The following is a 16,680-nucleotide window of genomic DNA, read 5'->3' on the forward strand; positions in this document are numbered from 1 at the left end:
CATGTCCGATCCCGAACCGCCGCAGACCGACAGCGCGCACCGCTCCGAACCCGTGCCGGCGCGGATCGGTGCGAACGTGCTCGTCGCCGGGGCCCGAGTCGCCGGGGCCGCCTGCGCCGACGTCCTCCTCGACCGGGGCGCGAACGTCGTCGTCTACGACCGCAGCGACTCCGAGCGGATGCGGGCGCTCGCCGCCCGCGGCGCGCGCTGCGTCGTCGCCGACACGTTCGACCCCGCGCTCCTCGAAGGCGTCGACCAGGTGGTGCTCTCGCCGGGCTTCCCGCCCCACCACCCGATCGCCGAGGCCGCCGCCGCACGCGGCATCGAGACCTTCTCCGAACCCGAACTCGCCTGGCGGCTCAGGGAACCCGGGGCCGCCCGCTGGCTCGCCGTCACCGGCACCAACGGCAAGACCACCACGACGACCATGCTCGCCGCGATGCTCGAGACCGCAGGCCTGCGCACCGCCGCGCTCGGCAACATCGGCGTCCCGCTCGTGCACGCCGCCAACGGCCCCTTCGACGTCATCGCCGTCGAGCTCTCCAGCTACCAGCTCCACTGGTCCGCCGAGCTCGCGCCGACCGCCGGGGCCGTCCTCAACCTCGCCCCCGACCACCTCGACTGGCACGGCAGCTTCGACGCCTACGCCGAGGCGAAGTCCGCCGTCTGGCGCGGCGGCCAAGCGGTCGTCAACCTCGACGACCCGTCCGTGGTCGCCCTCGCCAAGCACACCGATGCCGAGGTCACCGGGTTCACCCTCAACCACCCCGAACGCGGCCAGTTCGGCGTGGCCCTGGGCTTCCTCGTCGACTACACCGGCCCCGAGCCGGTCCAGATCTGCTCGGTCGACGACGTGCACCCGGCCGGGTGGCACAACGTCGCCAACGCCCTCGCGGCCGCCGCGCTCGCCCGCCAGGTCGGCGTCACCCACGCCGACATCGGCGACGCCCTGCGCAAGTACACGCCCGAGCCGCACCGCAACGTCACCCTCGTCGAGCACGGCGGCGTCACCTGGGTCGACGACTCCAAGGCCACCAACCCGCACGCCGCCGCCGCCGCGCTCGCCTCCTACGACTCCATCGTGTGGGTCGCGGGCGGCCAGCTCAAAGGCGTCGACGTCGACGGCCTCGTCGCCCAGTACGCCCCCAAGATGCGCGGGGCCGTCCTCATCGGACAGGACCGCGCGCTCATCGCCGAAGCGCTGGCGCGACACGCCCCGGGCCTCCCCGTGGTCGTGCTCGACGGCCGGGACGATGCGGTGATGACCGAAGTCGCCTCGCACGCCGCCGCGATGGCCGAGCCGGGGGACACGGTGCTCCTGTCCCCGGCCGGGGCCTCGTACGACATGTTCACCTCCTACGCGCACCGCGGCGACGCGTTCGCCGCGGCCGCCCGGGCCCTGATCGAGGGTGAGGCCGGGTGAGGAGCGGGTTCACCGAGTTGCTGCGCGGCCTGCTCGACCGGCCGCTCGCCTCGTACTACCTGCTGCTCTCCTCTTCAGCGCTGCTGCTCACCATCGGGCTCGTGATGGTCTTCTCGGCCACCATGGTCGAGTCCTACGAGGCCACGGGGAACGCGTTCGCCGTGATCCTCCAGCAGGTCGTGTGGGCCGTCGTCGGCCTCGTCTGCTTCTGGGTCGCCCAGCGCCTCCCCTCGCGCACCTACCGCGCGGTCTCCCGGCCGCTCCTGGTCGTGGCGATCCTGCTCGGCCTCGTCCTGGTCGTCATGTCGATCCGCCAGAAGCAGCAGGAGGCCGCGGGCGGCGAGTCCACCGGCGGCCTCGCCACCGACCAGCTGTGGATCGACCTGGGGCCCTTCCAGTTCCAGCCCGCAGAGATCGCCAAGTTCGCGCTGCTGCTGTGGGCCGCGGACTCGCTGGTGCGGCTCGGCCCGCGCATCGCGTCGTGGCGCGAGCTGGCGATCCCGATGTTCCCGATCGCGGGGCTCCTGCTCATCATCATCGGCTACGCCGACCTCGGCACGATGCTCATCATCCTGGCGATGTTCCTGGGCCTCTTGTGGGCTTCGGGCGTGCCGCTGCGCATCCTCGGCGTGCTCGTCGCGATCGGCCTGCTCGGCTCGGCCGTCCTCATCGCGTTCGAGGGCTACCGGATGCAGCGCATCATCTCGTTCTCGCGGCCCGAGGACTTCGCCGACACCTGGGGCTACCAGGCCATCCAGGGCTACTACGCGATCGCGGACGGCGGCTGGTTCGGCGTCGGCCTCGGCGAGAGCCGCCAGAAGTGGGACTGGCTCCCCAACGGCCACAACGACTTCATCTTCGCGCTCATCGCGGAGGAGCTGGGCGTCATCGGCTGCCTGGTGATCCTCGCGCTGTTCGCCGTGCTCGTCTACACGGGCTTCCGGATCGCGCGCCGCTCGGACGACCCGTTCCGGGCGCTCGTCGCCGCGGGTGTCACGATCTGGATCGCGGGCCAGGCCTTCATCAACATCGGCGGCGTCCTCGGCCTCATCCCCATGACCGGGGTGCCGCTGCCGTTCATCTCCGACGGCGGCACGGCCCTGGTCGTGATCCTCGCGGCGGTCGGGATGCTCGCCGGGTTCGCACGTGCCGAACCCGACGCCGCCACGGCGCTGCGGGCCCGCAACCCCTCGCGTCTCGTACGCTTGCTGTGGGCCCCCCTGCCGCCCGCACCCCGCTCGGAGTCCGACCCCGAGCCCACCAAGAAGAAGAAAACTACGACCAGAAAGACATGACGTTGCCTCAGCTTCGATCGGTCGTCCTCGCCGGCGGCGGCACCGGCGGCCACATCTACCCGCTCCTGGCCTACGCCGACTGCCTGCGCCGGCACGACCCGCACATCCGCGTCACCTGCCTCGGCACCGAGAAGGGCCTGGAGAACGACCTCATCCCCAAAGCGGGCTACGACCTGCGCAACGTCCCGGCCCACCAGCTGCCGCGCAAGATCAACCTCGACCTGCTGCTCACCGCGCCGAGGATGCTCAAGGCCATGAAGGCCACCCGCGACATCATGGACGAGGTCCAGGCCGACGTCGTGGTCGGCTTCGGCGGCTACGTCGCCGTCCCCGCCTACCTCGCCGCGTGGCGCCGCAAGACCCCCATGGTCATCTTCGAGTTCAACGACCCGCCCGGGGTCGCCAACAAGATGGCGCTCAAGTTCAGCGACAACCTCGCGCTCGGCTTCCCGCACCTGCCGCAGGCCTCGCCGATCCTCGCCGACGGCACGATCACCGGCGTCCCGCTGCGGCCCGAGATCGCCCACCTCGACCGCACCGCGATGCGCGCCCAGGCCTGCCAGTACTTCGGGCTCGACCCGCGCCGCCCCGTCCTGTTCGTGTACGGCGGCTCGCAGGGCGCGGCCTCCATCAACAACGCCGTCTCCGGTGCGGCCCAAGCGCTCACGCACCGCGGCGTCCAGGTCCTCCACATCACCGGCGCGCGCCGCGAGGAGCCGATCCACATCCCCGAGGGCCTGCCCGTCCCGTACCGGACGCTCCCGTACCTCGACCGCATGGACCTCGGCTACGCCGCCGCCGACATGGTGCTCGCCCGCGGCGGCTCGATGACCGTCGCGGAGGTCTCCGCGCTCGGCGTCCCCACCGTCTTCGTCCCCATGCCCTGGGGCAACAAGGAGCAGTACCGCAACGCGGGCCCCGTCGTGGACGCGGGCGGCGCGATGTTCTGCGACGACGAGAACCTCAACCCCTCCTGGATCGAGGCGAACCTCATCCCGGTCATCACCGACCCGCACCGGGTCGCCGCGATGTCCCGGGCCTCGGCCGCGTTCGGCAGCCGCACCGGCGACGAGGCGCTGCGCAACTACACATTGAAAGTCCTGGAGCAGGCATGAGCGACGACCCCAACGACCTGACGAGCCCCATCGACGAGGGCGTCACCGCCGAGGACCTGGGCCGGGTCCTGTTCATCGGCGTCGGCGGCGTCGGCATGAACGGCCTCACCCGCCTCTACGCGACGCGCGGCCTGCCGGTCTCCGGCTCGGAGTGGAAGGACTGGCCGAGCCTGCCCGAGCTCGAACGCCTCGGAGTCACGATCTACCGCGAGCACCTGACCTCCAACCTCGACGGGATCGACACCGTCGTCCGCTCGACCGCGCACAACGACGAGCACCTCGAGGTCGCCGAGGCCCGCAAGCGCGGCATCCGCGTCTACCACCGCTCCGAGGCCCTGGCCGCCGCCATGACCGGCCGCCGCTCGATCGTCGTCACCGGCACCCACGGCAAGACCACGACGACCGCGATCATCACGCAGATGCTCGCGCACGCCGGGCTCGACCCGTCCTATGTGAACGGCGGCGAGAACATCGGCGCCCACACCGGCGCCCACGGGAACGGCGAGTACTTCGTCGCCGAAGCCGACGAGTCCGACCGCTCGTTCCTGCGCTTCCGCCCCGAGATCGGCATCGTCACCAACATCGACGTCGACCACCTGAACACCTACGGCGACATGGACTCGCTCACCGAGGCCTTCGAGCGCTTCTGCCGCAACACCGACAAGGACGGCCTGCTCGTCCTGTGCGCCGACAACCCCGGCACGCTCGCGCTCGCGAAGAAGTTCCGCGGCGAGGGCCGCACGGTCGCCACGTACGGCTACAGCGACGGCGCCGACATCCAGCTCGGCGAGGTCGAGTCCGGCAAGGACGGCGTCGACTACACGGTCCTGTACCAGAACCAGGTGCTCGGCCGCTTCCACCTGCCCATGCCCGGCAGGCACATCGCGCTCAACTCGGCGGCCGCGATCGCCGTCGGACTCTACGTGGGCCTCGAACCGGAGCAGGTCGCCGCGGGGATAGCCGCGTTCGGCGGCGTCAAGCGCCGCTTCGAGAAGCGCGGCGAGAAGGACGGCTACGCGGTCTTCGACGAGTACGCGTACCACCCGACCGCGATGACCGAGGCCATCAAGACCCTCAAAGAGGTCGCCGCGCCCGGCAAGCTCGTCGTGGTCTTCCAGCCCTACCGCGTCTACCGCACCATCGCCATGCGCGACGACATCGCCGAGGCGCTCTCCTTGGCGGACAAGGCCGTCGTGATGGAGATCTTCGGCCCCGGCGAGGACATCCCCGAAGGCGAAGGCGGCCAGGCGCTCCTGGACGCCGTCGCCCTTCCCGAGGGGGACAAGGTCTTCGTGCCCGAATGGGACGACGTGCCGGCCGCCGTGAAGGCCCTCGCGGGCGAAGGCGACGTCGTCGTCACCATGGGCGCCCCGCCCGTCCAGCTCATGCCGGACGACCTCCTGCGCTAGCGCAAAACGAAAGGGCCGCACCCGAAAGGGTGCGGCCCCGACCAGCGTGCCCTAGTCCCAGGCGGCGCCGTTGCGCCAGTAGCCCATGAACGCGCCGCACTCCTTGGGGAGGCCGAGCTCCTTGCGGACGGTGAAGCGGAGGGTCTTGACGACGCCGGTCTCGGCGGCGATCCACACGTAGGCGTCGCTCTGCGCGACCTCCTGCGGGGCCTCCCAGATCATCTCGTCGTCGTTCTCGTCGAACTGACCGCTCTTGGCGAAGTCCATCGCGCGGGCCGCTTCGGTGACGGCCGGGACGAGCCGGTCGCCCCAGACCGCGCCGCCGCGGGGGAGCCACACGACCTCGACGTCCTCGGGGGCGTCGAGGTCGAGCACGTCGGCCTCCTCGGGGACTTCGATGAACGCCTTGCCGCGCGCGGTGATCGGGAGGTCTTCGAGGATCGCGGCGATCGCGGGGGCCGCGGTCTCGTCCCCGGCGATGAGGATCTCGGCGCCCTCGGGGGCGTGGAAGTCGACGCCGCCGTGCGGGCCGTCCCAGCGCGCGTCGGGGCCGAGCAGCAGGATCTCGTCGCCGACTGCCGCGTCGCGCAGCCACCGCAGGGCCGGGCCGCACTCGTCCTCGCTGTGCGCCTCGTGGACGACCATGTCGACGTCGACCTCGCCGAGGGCGTGGCGCACCGCGCGCACGGTGTAGGTGCGGACGCCGCACTGCTCCTCTTCGGGGAGGGCGCGCAGCTCGGAGTACCAGCGCTCGCTCGTGGGCATCTTCTCGAAGCCGCACGCGGCGGCCGGGAAGATGAGTTTGAACCGCTGGTCGTAGCCGTTGTCGGCGAAGTGCGCGAGCGTCTCGCCCGCGAACGTGACGCGGATGAACGAGGGGCTGAGCCGTTGCAGCGCCTGCACTCTCACAGGGAACAGCTCGAACGGCCGGACGGTGGGCTCGGTCTGTTCCTCGGTCTGCGTCGCCACGCGGCACTCCTCTTCTCGGCTAAGGTTTGCCTAACCTTATCCGAAGGGCCGGGCGAGCCGCCACCGCCGAACGGCCGGGACGTGGAATCATCGACCCATGCGCGGCCCTGAGCACACATCCGAAGCCGGCCCCTGGCGGCTCGTCCACGTGGTGCGCCGCAAGCTCCCCAACCGGCGCTTGAGATGGATCTCCGTCAGCGTGCTCGCCGTCCTGCTGCTCGCCTTCGTGATCGTCTGGACCACACCGCTGTTCGAAGTGAAGCGGATCGAGGTCACCGGCACCGCCGTGCTCACCCCCGAGGAGGTCGCCGCGCTCGGCCGCGACGCCGTCGGCGACTCGGTGCTCGGCGCCGACCTCGACGGCATCGCCGACGCCGTCGCTGCTCTCGCCCCCGTCAAATCCGTCGAGGTCACCCGCGCCTGGCCGGACGCCGTGAGCGTCGCCGTCACCGAACGCGAGCCATATATGGCCGTTCCGGTGGGTGACGAGACTTTTCTCATGGTGGATTCCGAAGGTGTGGTATTCGACGAGACCGACACTGCTCCCGGAACAATTTGGAGGGTCGAGCTCGACGACCCGGGACCGGACGACCTCGCCACCGTCGAGACCCTCGCAGTGCTGCAGGCACTCCCGCGCCACCTCGCCGACGAGGTCGAACACGTGGCAGCGCCGTCGCCTGCGGGCATCACCCTGTATCTCGAAGATGGACGGACGCTCCGGTGGGGCGACGGTTCGGAAAGCGAGCAGAAAGCCGAGGTCGCCGATCGATTGTTGGCCGGGGGGTACGAACATGTCGATGTCAGCGCACCAGATGCCCCCACTGTGAGTTAGCGTTAAGGGGGGAGCGGGTGTGCGCGCACATCCGTTTGCCGTACCCAGGGCCGAAGGGGAAGGAAGGCAGCAGCGATGACACCACCGCACAACTACCTCGCCGTCATCAAAGTCGTTGGAGTCGGAGGCGGCGGCGTCAATGCTGTCAACCGGATGATCGAGGCGGGCCTCAAGGGCGTCGAGTTCATCGCCATCAACACCGATGCGCAGGCGCTCTTGATGAGTGACGCCGACGTCAAGCTCGACGTCGGCCGCGAACTGACCCGCGGCCTCGGCGCGGGCGCCAACCCCGAAGTCGGGGCGAAGGCCTGCGAGGACCACCGCGACGAGATCGAGGAAGTCCTCAAGGGAGCGGACATGGTGTTCGTGACCTGCGGCGAGGGCGGCGGCACCGGCACCGGCGGCGCGCCCGTCATCGCCAACATCGCCCGCAAGCTCGGCGCGCTCACCATCGGCGTCGTCACCCGGCCCTTCGCCTTCGAAGGCAAGCGCCGCCAGACCCAGGCCGTCTCGGGGATAGACGATCTGCGCAACGAGTGCGACACGCTCATCGTCATCCCCAACGACCGGCTGCTCCACCTCGGCGACCGCTCCATCTCCATGATGGACGCGTTCCGCCTCGCCGACCAGGTGCTGCTCTCCGGTGTCCAGGGCATCACCGACCTCATCACCACGCCCGGCCTCATCAACCTCGACTTCGCCGACGTCAAGAGCGTCATGAGCGGAGCCGGATCCGCGCTCATGGGCATCGGCTCGGCCCGCGGCGAGAACCGCGCCGTCGAGGCCGCCCGCGCCGCGATCGAGTCGCCGCTGCTGGAGCAGAGCATGGAAGGCGCCCGCGGCGTCCTCCTCTCCATCGCGGGCGGATCCGACCTCGGCCTGTTCGAGATCAACGACGCCGCCGAGCTCGTCTCCGACTGCGCCCACACCGACGCCAACATCATCTTCGGCGCGGTCATCGACGACGCCCTCGGCGAAGAGGCCCGCGTGACCGTCATCGCCGCGGGGTTCGACGTCGAGGACGAGGCCGAATTCGAACTGGCCCAACCGAGCCGCATCTCCGCCCTGCCCGAGCAGAAGCCCGAGCCGGTGCGCGAGACCAAGCCCGAGCCCGAGCGCGAGTCGAGCAACGGCAAGGTCCTGTTCGACGACGTCGACGTCCCCGCCTTCCTCAAAGACGGCTTCTAGCGGCGACGGACCGTCGGGACGAAGCGTCTCGGCGGCCGTCGCGCGCCGGAGCAATGAAACCCGACTGCTAGGACCTTCGCTCTTGACCACCCAGTCACGCCGAGACCGGTTGCGGGACAACCTCGACCGGACGCGCGAGACCATCGCGGCCGCCTGCGCCGACGCGGGCCGCACCCCCGGCTCGGTCCGCCTCATCGCCGTCACCAAGACCTTCCCCGCCGCGGACGCCGCCCTCCTCGTCGGTCTCGGCCAGACCGACCTCGGCGAGAACCGCGACCAGGAGGCCGCTCCCAAAGCCGCCGAACTCGCCGCCGCGGGCCTGGAACCGGTGTGGCACTTCGTAGGCCAGCTCCAACGCAACAAGGCCAAGTCCGTCGCCGCGTACGCCCGCTGGGTCCACTCCGTCGACCGCGCCCCCCTCGCGAACGCCCTCTCCAATGCCGCCGCCGCCCACGGCCGCAACCTGAACGCACTCATTCAGGTGAGCCTCGACGGCGACACCTCCCGCGGCGGCGCGCCCGTCCCCGGACTCGAAGCCCTCGCCGAGGCCGTCAGCGCCGCCCCCGCGCTCACCCTCAAAGGCGTCATGGCCGTGGCCCCCCTCGGCTGGGACCCCGCCGAAGCCTTTGCCCTGCTTGCCGAGTGCTCCAAGACAATCCAGCGCGTGGACCCCGCCGCGACCGAGGTCTCCGCCGGCATGAGCGGCGACTACCGGGAGGCGATCCGAGCAGGGGCCACAATGGTCAGACTGGGCAGAAACGTGCTCGGCGAACGTGAACCGATGGCGTAAGGTGTGGGGCAGCAGTGGCACGATGCCGTACGACGACGATTGACTAGTCGGGCAAAAACACATCCGTGTAAGGAGTCGGCGCTAGGATGAGACCGCGTACCTGACTCAACAGGGGCGGCCCGAGGAGGGAGCACGATCGATGGGCGCGATGCGGAAGGCAGGCATCTGGCTCGGCCTCATCGAGGACGAGGACGATCGCGGCTACAACAGCGGCTACGAAGAGACCGACGAGTTCGCCGAGGAGCAGCAGCAGGCGGCGGCCCCCCAGCGCGTGCGGGGCGCGCAGCGCACCACCGGCCGGGTCGGCCGGGCCGCGTCCGACGAGCGCCCCGTCCGCCAGCTCAACCGCGGCTCCGGCTCGGTGACCCCGCTCTCCCGCGAGACCGGCCGCGACACCGGCGCCCGGGAGTTCAGCCCCCGGGAGACCCTGACGCGCGACAACCTCGCGCTGGCCGAGCCCGCCACGGTGCGGCCGGTCCCCGCCGAGGACGACGCGCACGCGAACTACCGGATCACGACGCTGCACCCGACCACGTACAACGAGGCGCGGACGATCGGCGAGCGGTACCGCGACGGCACCCCCGTCATCATGAACCTCTCCGAGATGGAGGAGGCCGACGCCAAGCGCCTGGTCGACTTCGCGGCGGGGCTCATCTTCGGCACCCGGGGCTCGTTCGAGCGGGTGACGAACCGCGTGTTCTTGCTCTCGCCTCCTCATGTTCAGGTGACGGCGGAGGACAAGGCCAAGATCGCCGAGGGCGGGTTCTTCAACCAGACCTGATCCGAGGGATACACTGCGAACCGTGAACCTGGCACTGCAGCTGATCTATCTGGCGCTCTTCGCGTTCTACCTCTTCCTCCTGGCCCGTCTGGTGTGCAGCGTCGTGGTGCAGTTCTCCCGCCGCTGGGAGCCCGGACCGAAGTCCGCGGCCCTGCTGGAGACGGTCTACAGCGTGACGGACCCTCCCCTGAAGGGGTTGAGGAAGGTGATTCCGCCTCTCAGGCTTGGTACTGTATCGATTGATCTGGCGTTCCTCGCGCTGCTGTTGATCACGTGGATCCTGATGGACTTCGTCGTCGGGCGAAACATCTCCTAGCAGCGCTTGGCGGGGGTGCGAGACACGGTTATCGTGTCGAGTGGCCTTGTGCGCCAGGCGAACAGCTGAGAAGGAGTTTCGAATGCCGCTGACCCCAGCCGACGTTCACAACGTCACGTTCAAGAAACCCATGCTCGGGAAGCGCGGATACGACGAGGACGAGGTCGACGGTTTCCTCGATGAGGTCGAGCGGGAGCTCGCACGCCTCAGCGATGAGAACGGCGAACTTCGCGCACAGCTCGAGAGTCTCCGCGCCGGTGCTCCCCCCGGGGCAGCCGACCACGCCGAGATGGCCGCCGCGCTCGACCGAGTGCAGCGGGAGAAGCACGCCATGGAGCAGCAGCTCCAGGAGCTCGACGCCGAGCTGCACGGTATGCACCAGGAGATGGTGGCCGCGCAGCAGCAGGCGCAGCAGCTCCAGCAGGAACTGGCCCAGCGCGGCCCGCAGCAGGAGGCCTCGGCCCCCGCGGGCGGCGGCGAGCAGGAGGCCCTGCGCCTGCTGATGGTCGCCCAGCGCACCGCCGACGAGCACCTGGAGGACTCCCGCCGGGAGGCCGACACCGTGCTCGGCGAGGCGCAGCGCGAGGCCCAGTCGATGGTCTCCGAGGCGCAGCGCGAGGCGCAGACGATGGTCTCGCAGGCGCAGCGCGAGTCGAAGGCGATGATGGCCGAGGCCCAGCGCGAGTCGAAGGCCCTCCTGACCGACGCCCAGCGCGAGTCCGAGACCATGGTCTCCGAGTCCCGCGCCGCCGCCGAGGACCTGGTGGGACAGGCCCGCGACAAGGCCGAGCGCATGGAGATGGAAGCCGAGCAGGAACGCCAGAAGGTCATCGGCCAGCTGGAGGACTCCCGTTCGTCGCTGCTGAAGAACATCGAGGAGCTGAAGACGTTCGAGCGCGAGTACCGCACTCGTCTGAAGCTGTACCTCGAGAGCCAGCTGCGCGACCTCAACGGCCAGCAGGGCCGCACCGAGGACGAGGGCTTCGAGGAGGCCCCGCAGCAGACGCCCCCGAGCGAGCGCACCGGTGCCAGGTCCGCGTTCGTGATGCAGGGCGGGCGCGGGTAACCCTTCCCGCTCCTCCCCGGGACACCCTCCTCCGGTACGGCTCACCAGGCGCGCAGATTCGTCGCGCCGGGCCATAACCTGAACGGGGATCGCCTCGTTAGTCATGGTTGAGCGGGTGAGGGCGCGGTTGCACCGCCGCCCTCACCGCCGCACCATGCTTCAACGATGCCGCGGTCCCCGCCGGGGGCCGCGTTGGACCGCGCGAGGGCCCCGCTACCTTGCGCAGGGGAGGAATCGACGTGATCGTCAGCAGCCTGCTGATCCTCGTCACCGCGGCGGTCTTGCTGGTTATTGGCATGATCACCGGGAACAACCAGTTGCTGGTCTCGTCCATCGCGGCGAGCCTGGCCGCAGGCATAGCCCTGTACGTCGGGATCCGCGGCCGCGCCGCCCGGCGACCCCGCGTCGCCTCGCGCCGCGCCGACCTCGACCGGTCGCCGCGCAGGCGCCGCGACGACGACGACACCCAGCAGTTCCGCCGGATCGGGGCGGACGACACCCCGACCACGGAGATGCCGCTCCTCGAAGGCAAGGTCTTCGAGCCCACGGACTACGCGGTGGACCGGGACCCCGAACTGCGGTTCGAGGACGTCCCGCCGCGCCAGCCCCCGAACCGCCACCGCGCCCCGGAGTCCACGGCCGACGAGCCGACCGAGCAGCGGATGACGAGCGTCGAGTCGGCGGCCCTCATGCGCCTGGACACGGAGGTCGCGGTCGTCGACGGCCGCCCCCGATTCCACCACTCGGCGTGCGCGCACCTGACGGGGCGCGACCACGAGCCGCTGGCCGTCTCGGAGGCGCTCGAGCTCGGTTTCACGCCGTGCGCGATGTGCGAGCCGGTCTCGCGACTGCTGCTGGTCCCCACGGCGGGCCGCTGACAGGCGGCCTCCTCCCGGCAAAGGATTGCCTCTTCACACACGGCTTCCGACTCCCGCGCGTGGTGACGCGCAGTCCGGACACAAGTTCTCGAAGTAATTGACCTACTTGCAGGACTTGCGTATCCTGTGTGCTCAACTGCGCGGCAGGACCCCGCCTCGGCGGGGCCTGGCGCGCAGTGTCCTCGTTTCGACGAGGCCGTCACGAGTACGCGATTTCGGGAGCCGCTATGCCGAACACCCGATGCGGGCCGCAGCCGCGGCGCCGCCGTGCTCTGACGCGACCGGAACCCGAGCCGACATACCCCTCCAGAGGCGCGTCATGACTCCAGCGAAGAAGACCCAGAAGCAGGCCGCGAAGAAGACGGTGAAGAAGGCCGCCGTGAAGAAGACGGCGGTGAAGAAGGCCGCCGCGAAACCGCCGGCGGCGAGCGCGGCGAAGCCGGCCGCCAAGAAGGCCGCCGCGAAGAAGGCCGCACCGCCCGCTCCGGCAGCGGCGGCGGTGGAGACCGCCGAGGAGGCCGAGGCGCAGCAGCTGCGGACCGAGAGCGAGCAGGCCGAGCTGCGTGCGGCCCTCAAGGAGCGGCTGGACGAGCTGGTGGAGGAGCAGCGGCGCTACAGCGACTCGATCGCGGTCGCCCAGCGCGAGCGGTTGAGCGACACCGCCGGGGACGACCAGGTCGACTCCGGTTCGAAGACCGTCGAGCACGAGCACGAGGTGGCCGTGGCCGATTCGCTGTCGGAGCGGATCCGGCAGGTCAGCCACGCGCTCGAGCGGCTCGACGAGGGCTCCTACGGCTTCTGTGAGAAGTGCGGTAAACCGATCCCGGCGGCGCGGCTGGCCGCGTTCCCGTCGGCTACCCTCGACGTCGGTTGCAAACAGCTGGAGGAGCGACGCTGAGCGAGGACACGCAGCCCGAGGCCGGGAACGGCTCGGGGCCCGACGAGAAGACCCCCACCCCTGAGAAGCCCCGGCGCCGTCCCGGGCTGATGGTCGCGGCGCTGCTGATCGCGGCGTTCGCGATCGGCCTGGACCAGTGGACGAAGAACCTGGCCGAGGCCAACCTGGACCCGGCCGATCCGGTGCGGATCCTGGGCGGTCTCGTCTACCTGGACCTGACCTGGAACTCGGGGGCGGCGTTCAGCCTCGGCACCGACTACACGTGGATCTTCACGACCATCGCCTCGGCGGTGGTGGTGTTCCTCATCGTGCTGTCGACGCGGATCGTGTACCCGGTGTGGGCGATCGCGATCGGGCTGGTCATGGGCGGCGCGGCGGGCAACCTCCTCGACCGGTACTTCCGGGACCCGGGCTTCCCGAACGGGCACGTCGTGGACTTCATCAGCGTGTTCAAGCCGGACGCGCAGGCGTTCCCGATCTTCAACATCGCCGACTCGGCGCTGTGCTGCGGCGTGGTGCTCATCGTGCTGCTCGAGCTGACCGGGCGCGGGTTCTCTCCCGAGTCCCGCAAGACCGAGCAGCAGAAGGAGGCGGCGGCTTGAGCGGTGTCGCTGCGCGCCAGACCCGTTCCATGCCGGTTCCCGAGGGCTTCGAGGGCGAGCGGATCGACCAGGTCGTCTCGCGCCTCCTCGGCCTGTCCAGGACCGTCGCGGCCGAGCTCGTGACGGCCGGGGACGTGACCGTTGACGGCGCTCCGTGCCAGACGAAGTCCGAGCGGGTGAGCGCCGGGGCGTGGCTCGAGGTCGTGCTCCCGCCGCCGCCGGAGGACCTGCTGGTCCGCTCGGTCGAGCCGGTCGAGGGTCTCGACATCGTGTTCGACGACGACGACATCGTGGTGGTCATGAAGCCGGTCGGGGTCGCGGCGCACCCGAGCCCGGGCTGGACCGGCCCCACGGTCACCGGCGGTCTCGCGGCCGCCGGGTACCGGATCTCCAGCCACGGTCCCGACGAGCGGCAGGGGATCGTGCACCGCCTCGACGTGGGCACGTCCGGCCTGATGGTGGTCGCCAAGAGCGAGGCCGCGTACTCCGAGCTCAAGCGCGCCTTCAAGGAGCGCCGGGTCTCGAAGCGGTACCGCGCTGTGGCCCAAGGGCATCCGGACCCGCTGTCGGGGACGATCGACGCGCCGATCGGGCGGCACCCGAGGCACGACTACCGCTGGGCGGTCGTCGCGGACGGCAAGCCGAGCGTCACGCACTACGACACGATCGAGGTCTTCCCCGGGGCGTCCCTCATGGACATCGGGTTGGAGACCGGTCGGACGCACCAGATCCGGGTGCACTTCTCGGCGCTGGGGCATCCGCTCGTGGGCGACGCGACGTACGGCGCGGACCCGACGATGGCGGAGCGGCTGGGCCTGACCCGGCAGTGGCTGCACGCGTACCGCCTGGAGTTCGCGCACCCGACGACGGGACGCACGGTCACCTTCACGAGTGAATACCCGGACGACCTGGAATTGGCACTGGCGCGGTTGCGGGACGACTCCTAGGGAGCCATTAGACTGGGCTTCTGAGACACTGTGCTCAGGAACGTCTCCGCCCGCGGCACCGTCGCTCCGGGCGTAACGCACGCCTCACCCCCGGGCCCGGCGGCCCGCGATTCGCAACGGGCCTTGAGGGATCGTCGTGATCTAATAGTCGCGGGTGGTAATGGTTTCCGGTCGGGGCGGCGACGCTCCAGTCGGCTTGCGAGCAGCTGCGAGTCCGCGGCTTGGTCCGCCCGAGAGGAGGTTGTGGGTGAACACGCCCGAAGCTTGGAACAACGACCGGTCAGACGGCTCCCGTTGGCAGAAGCTCCTGGGTCGCGGTCGCGGTCGCGCCGGTGGCGCGCAGCAGACCCCGACGCCCCCGCCGCGCGAGTCCTATCCGCCGTCGCCGCCGGTGGGGCCCCCGCCGGGGCAGCCGCACTACTCGGTGCCCACCGCGGGCCGCCGTCCTCCTCCCGTCGCCACGCAGACGCCGCCGAGCGCCGCGCAGCTGGCCCGCCCGCCCCAGCAGGGCCTCCCGCCGCAGCCGCGCCGCCAGCAGGCCGTCGAGCCGAGCCCGGTCGCGCTGCAGCGCCTGCGCCGCGACCTGGGCCGCAGCCGCGTCATCGCGTTCATCAACCCCAAAGGCGGCGTGCACAAGACGACCGCGACCGTCCTCTCCGCGGCCGCGATGGGCACGGCCCGCAACGGCGGCGTGATCGCCTGGGACGACAACGAACTGCGCGGCACCCTGGGCCTGCGGGCCGGGTCGGCGCGGCACGGCCGCACGATCCGCCACCTCGTGGAGCACCTCGACCAGGTCGAGGCCGCCGGGGTGCACCTGCCCGAACACCTGGACGAGTTCCTGCGGCACTCCTCGGACGGCTCGTTCGACGTGCTCGCGGGCGACGAGGACCCGAAGCTCCAGCGCCGCCTCGACCCGACCACGGTGCTGCGGGTGCTCGACATCCTCACGCGCACGCACGGGATCGTCTGCATCGACACGGGCAACAACGTCGAGTCCCCGAACTGGCGCACTGTGGTCTCCTCGGTCGACCGGCTCGTGGTCACGACGGTGCCGCGCGAGGACGCCGCGTTCTCGGCGGACTGGATGCTCGACCACCTCGAGGAGGGCGGCTACGGGCACCTCGTGAAGAACGCGGTCACGCTCCTGTCGATGCCGACCCCGAACCCGGGCCCGCTGCTGAACGACCTGCAGCGGCACTTCTCGCAGCGCACGCGCGCGTGCGCGGTGGTCCCGTACGACCCGTCGCTCGAGCCGGGCGCGAAGATCGAGTTCTCGGCGCTGCGGCCCGAGACGCGCGCGGCCTGGTTCGAGGCGGCCGCGACCATTGTCGACGGTTTGTGACCGAGGCGTTCCGCAGCGTCCGCCCCGCACATCCCTGACGGGTGCGGGCGGTGCTGTGGCAGGATTCCAGGCGTGACTGACGACGCCGAACGCACCGTGAACCTCCGTCCGGACGCCAGTGCGAGCGGCGAGGGCGCGCTCGTCGCCCCGAACCGGGCCGAGGAGACCCTGGTCGGCGCCCCCGGGGCGGCGCACGTCTACGGCAAGCCCGCCCGTTCGCAGCGGACCGTCGGCCGCGACCTCGCCTCGGCCGGGTTCCTCGCGGTCGTCCTCACCGTGCTCGGCCTCCCGGCCGCGATGCTGTGGCAGATCGTGTCCCCGCGCGTGGAGTTCGTGGTCCTCGACGGCGGCTGGGCCTCCGTCGAGTCCTACCCGAGCGGCTATGTCGAGGGCGACCTGGTGTTCGCCGCGATCGGGCTGGGCCTCGGGATCTTCGCGGCGGTCCTGGCGTGGACGGCGATGCGCGGCAGCCGCGGCCCGATCCAGCTCCTCGGCCTGGTCATCGGCTCGGTCGGCTGCCAGGTCGTGGCGTGGAAGATCGGCGCGAAGGAGTGGCAGCACTTCTGGGACTCGGTCGAGAACGCCCCCGCCGGGGCCCACATGTGGCGGCCGCCGTCGGTGCTGTTCACCGAGCTGGACCCCGCCGCGGCGTGGGCGGCGCTGAAGGTCGGCAACTTCACAACGGCCCTGGACGCGCTCCAGCTCGGGGCCCTGGCGGTCATGGCCCTCGCCGCTACCTTCACTTACACCGTCTGCGCGGGCTGGTCACGTCGGCCCAGCCTTCGAACGGACGCTCCCGAATAGCGGTATGCCTTTTGACCTGGAA

16 protein-coding genes and 1 pseudogene are annotated in these 16,680 nt (G+C 70.7%); 16 read left to right on the forward strand and 1 reads right to left on the reverse strand.

Translation table 11 applies throughout. From position 1 onward, the window contains the following. Position 1: 1 nt before the first annotated feature. The 4 genes from murD to murC are packed head-to-tail and all read left to right on the forward strand — an operon-like array spanning position 2 to position 5,242. Positions 2 to 1,423 (forward strand): UDP-N-acetylmuramoyl-L-alanine--D-glutamate ligase, encoded by a 1,422-nt coding sequence (gene murD, locus ACGGCP_RS09835; RefSeq protein ID WP_392963656.1) that lies wholly within the window; start codon positions 2 to 4, stop codon positions 1,421 to 1,423. Continuing rightward, positions 1,420 to 2,718 carry a putative lipid II flippase FtsW gene (gene ftsW, locus ACGGCP_RS09840; RefSeq protein WP_392963659.1) on the forward strand — a complete coding sequence of 433 codons (1,299 nt, stop codon included), beginning with the start codon at positions 1,420 to 1,422 and terminating at the stop codon, positions 2,716 to 2,718. Before murD ends, ftsW begins: the two co-directional genes overlap by 4 nt. Before the next feature lie 2 nt (positions 2,719 to 2,720). Continuing rightward, the gene (locus tag ACGGCP_RS09845) at positions 2,721 to 3,833 is read left to right on the forward strand and encodes a glycosyltransferase (protein WP_392965047.1); all 1,113 of its coding nucleotides are present in this window, start codon (positions 2,721 to 2,723) and stop codon (positions 3,831 to 3,833) included. Continuing rightward, a complete protein-coding gene (gene murC / locus ACGGCP_RS09850; protein ID WP_392963662.1) occupies positions 3,830 to 5,242 on the forward strand; it encodes a UDP-N-acetylmuramate--L-alanine ligase in 1,413 nt (470 codons plus the stop codon). Before ACGGCP_RS09845 ends, murC begins: the two co-directional genes overlap by 4 nt. A gap of 51 nt (positions 5,243 to 5,293) precedes the next feature. Here the strand turns inward: murC and ACGGCP_RS09855 are convergent, their stop codons facing one another. Beyond that, positions 5,294 to 6,211, reverse strand: a complete 918-nt coding sequence (locus tag ACGGCP_RS09855) for a siderophore-interacting protein (protein WP_392963665.1) — start codon at positions 6,209 to 6,211, stop codon at positions 5,294 to 5,296. Between the two features lie 199 nt (positions 6,212 to 6,410). Here ACGGCP_RS09855 and ACGGCP_RS09860 point away from each other — a divergent pair, with 199 nt between their 5' ends. The 12 genes and pseudogenes from ACGGCP_RS09860 to ACGGCP_RS09915 all read left to right on the forward strand — a co-directional run bounded on the left by ACGGCP_RS09860 (position 6,411) and on the right by ACGGCP_RS09915 (position 16,658). Continuing rightward, positions 6,411 to 7,043, forward strand: coding sequence for a cell division protein FtsQ/DivIB (locus tag ACGGCP_RS09860; protein ID WP_392963668.1), 633 nt, complete (start codon positions 6,411 to 6,413; stop codon positions 7,041 to 7,043). A gap of 75 nt (positions 7,044 to 7,118) precedes the next feature. Next, positions 7,119 to 8,064 (forward strand): annotated as a pseudogene (ftsZ, locus tag ACGGCP_RS09865) (cell division protein FtsZ); the annotation flags it as partial. A 249-nt stretch (positions 8,065 to 8,313) separates the two neighbouring features. Then, positions 8,314 to 9,021 carry a YggS family pyridoxal phosphate-dependent enzyme gene (locus ACGGCP_RS09870; RefSeq protein ID WP_392963671.1) on the forward strand — a complete coding sequence of 236 codons (708 nt, stop codon included), beginning with the start codon at positions 8,314 to 8,316 and terminating at the stop codon, positions 9,019 to 9,021. A 139-nt stretch (positions 9,022 to 9,160) separates the two neighbouring features. After that, on the forward strand, positions 9,161 to 9,802 hold the full coding sequence (locus tag ACGGCP_RS09875; protein ID WP_392963674.1) for a cell division protein SepF: 642 nt from the start codon (positions 9,161 to 9,163) through the stop codon (positions 9,800 to 9,802). A gap of 22 nt (positions 9,803 to 9,824) precedes the next feature. Beyond that, complete coding sequence (locus ACGGCP_RS09880; protein WP_392963677.1) at positions 9,825 to 10,118, forward strand: YggT family protein; 294 nt, start codon at positions 9,825 to 9,827, stop codon at positions 10,116 to 10,118. Between the two features lie 82 nt (positions 10,119 to 10,200). After that, on the forward strand, positions 10,201 to 11,184 hold the full coding sequence (locus ACGGCP_RS09885) for a DivIVA domain-containing protein (RefSeq protein WP_392963680.1): 984 nt from the start codon (positions 10,201 to 10,203) through the stop codon (positions 11,182 to 11,184). A 239-nt stretch (positions 11,185 to 11,423) separates the two neighbouring features. Further along, entirely contained in the window at positions 11,424 to 12,062 is a 639-nt protein-coding gene (locus tag ACGGCP_RS09890) for a hypothetical protein (RefSeq protein ID WP_392963683.1), read from the forward strand. Between the two features lie 394 nt (positions 12,063 to 12,456). Then, positions 12,457 to 12,960 (forward strand): TraR/DksA family transcriptional regulator, encoded by a 504-nt coding sequence (locus tag ACGGCP_RS09895; RefSeq protein WP_392965050.1) that lies wholly within the window; start codon positions 12,457 to 12,459, stop codon positions 12,958 to 12,960. After that, the gene (lspA, locus tag ACGGCP_RS09900; RefSeq protein ID WP_392963686.1) at positions 12,933 to 13,562 is read left to right on the forward strand and encodes a signal peptidase II; all 630 of its coding nucleotides are present in this window, start codon (positions 12,933 to 12,935) and stop codon (positions 13,560 to 13,562) included. The genes ACGGCP_RS09895 and lspA overlap by 28 nt, the downstream gene beginning before the upstream one ends. Before the next feature lie 29 nt (positions 13,563 to 13,591). Beyond that, entirely contained in the window at positions 13,592 to 14,509 is a 918-nt protein-coding gene (locus tag ACGGCP_RS09905; protein WP_392965052.1) for an RluA family pseudouridine synthase, read from the forward strand. 247 nt (positions 14,510 to 14,756) lie between these two features. Continuing rightward, the gene (locus tag ACGGCP_RS09910) at positions 14,757 to 15,854 is read left to right on the forward strand and encodes a MinD/ParA family protein (protein WP_392963689.1); all 1,098 of its coding nucleotides are present in this window, start codon (positions 14,757 to 14,759) and stop codon (positions 15,852 to 15,854) included. 72 nt (positions 15,855 to 15,926) lie between these two features. After that, positions 15,927 to 16,658 carry a hypothetical protein gene (locus tag ACGGCP_RS09915; protein WP_392963691.1) on the forward strand — a complete coding sequence of 244 codons (732 nt, stop codon included), beginning with the start codon at positions 15,927 to 15,929 and terminating at the stop codon, positions 16,656 to 16,658. The last annotated feature ends 22 nt before the right edge of the window (positions 16,659 to 16,680 follow it).

It is taken from the genome of Glycomyces sp. NPDC048151 (assembly GCF_043202775.1).
Taxonomy (GTDB): domain Bacteria; phylum Actinomycetota; class Actinomycetes; order Mycobacteriales; family Micromonosporaceae; genus Glycomyces.

Excerpts from the sequence above, each read along its gene's own strand:
- murD (WP_392963656.1), top strand. The coding sequence starts at position 2 with ATGTCCGATCCCGAACCGCCGCAGACCGACAGCGCGCACCGCTCCGAA.
- murC (WP_392963662.1), top strand. The coding sequence starts at position 3,830 with ATGAGCGACGACCCCAACGACCTGACGAGCCCCATCGACGAGGGCGTC.
- ACGGCP_RS09875 (WP_392963674.1), top strand. The coding sequence starts at position 9,161 with ATGGGCGCGATGCGGAAGGCAGGCATCTGGCTCGGCCTCATCGAGGAC.
- ACGGCP_RS09885 (WP_392963680.1), top strand. The coding sequence starts at position 10,201 with ATGCCGCTGACCCCAGCCGACGTTCACAACGTCACGTTCAAGAAACCC.
- ACGGCP_RS09905 (WP_392965052.1), top strand. The coding sequence starts at position 13,592 with ATGCCGGTTCCCGAGGGCTTCGAGGGCGAGCGGATCGACCAGGTCGTC.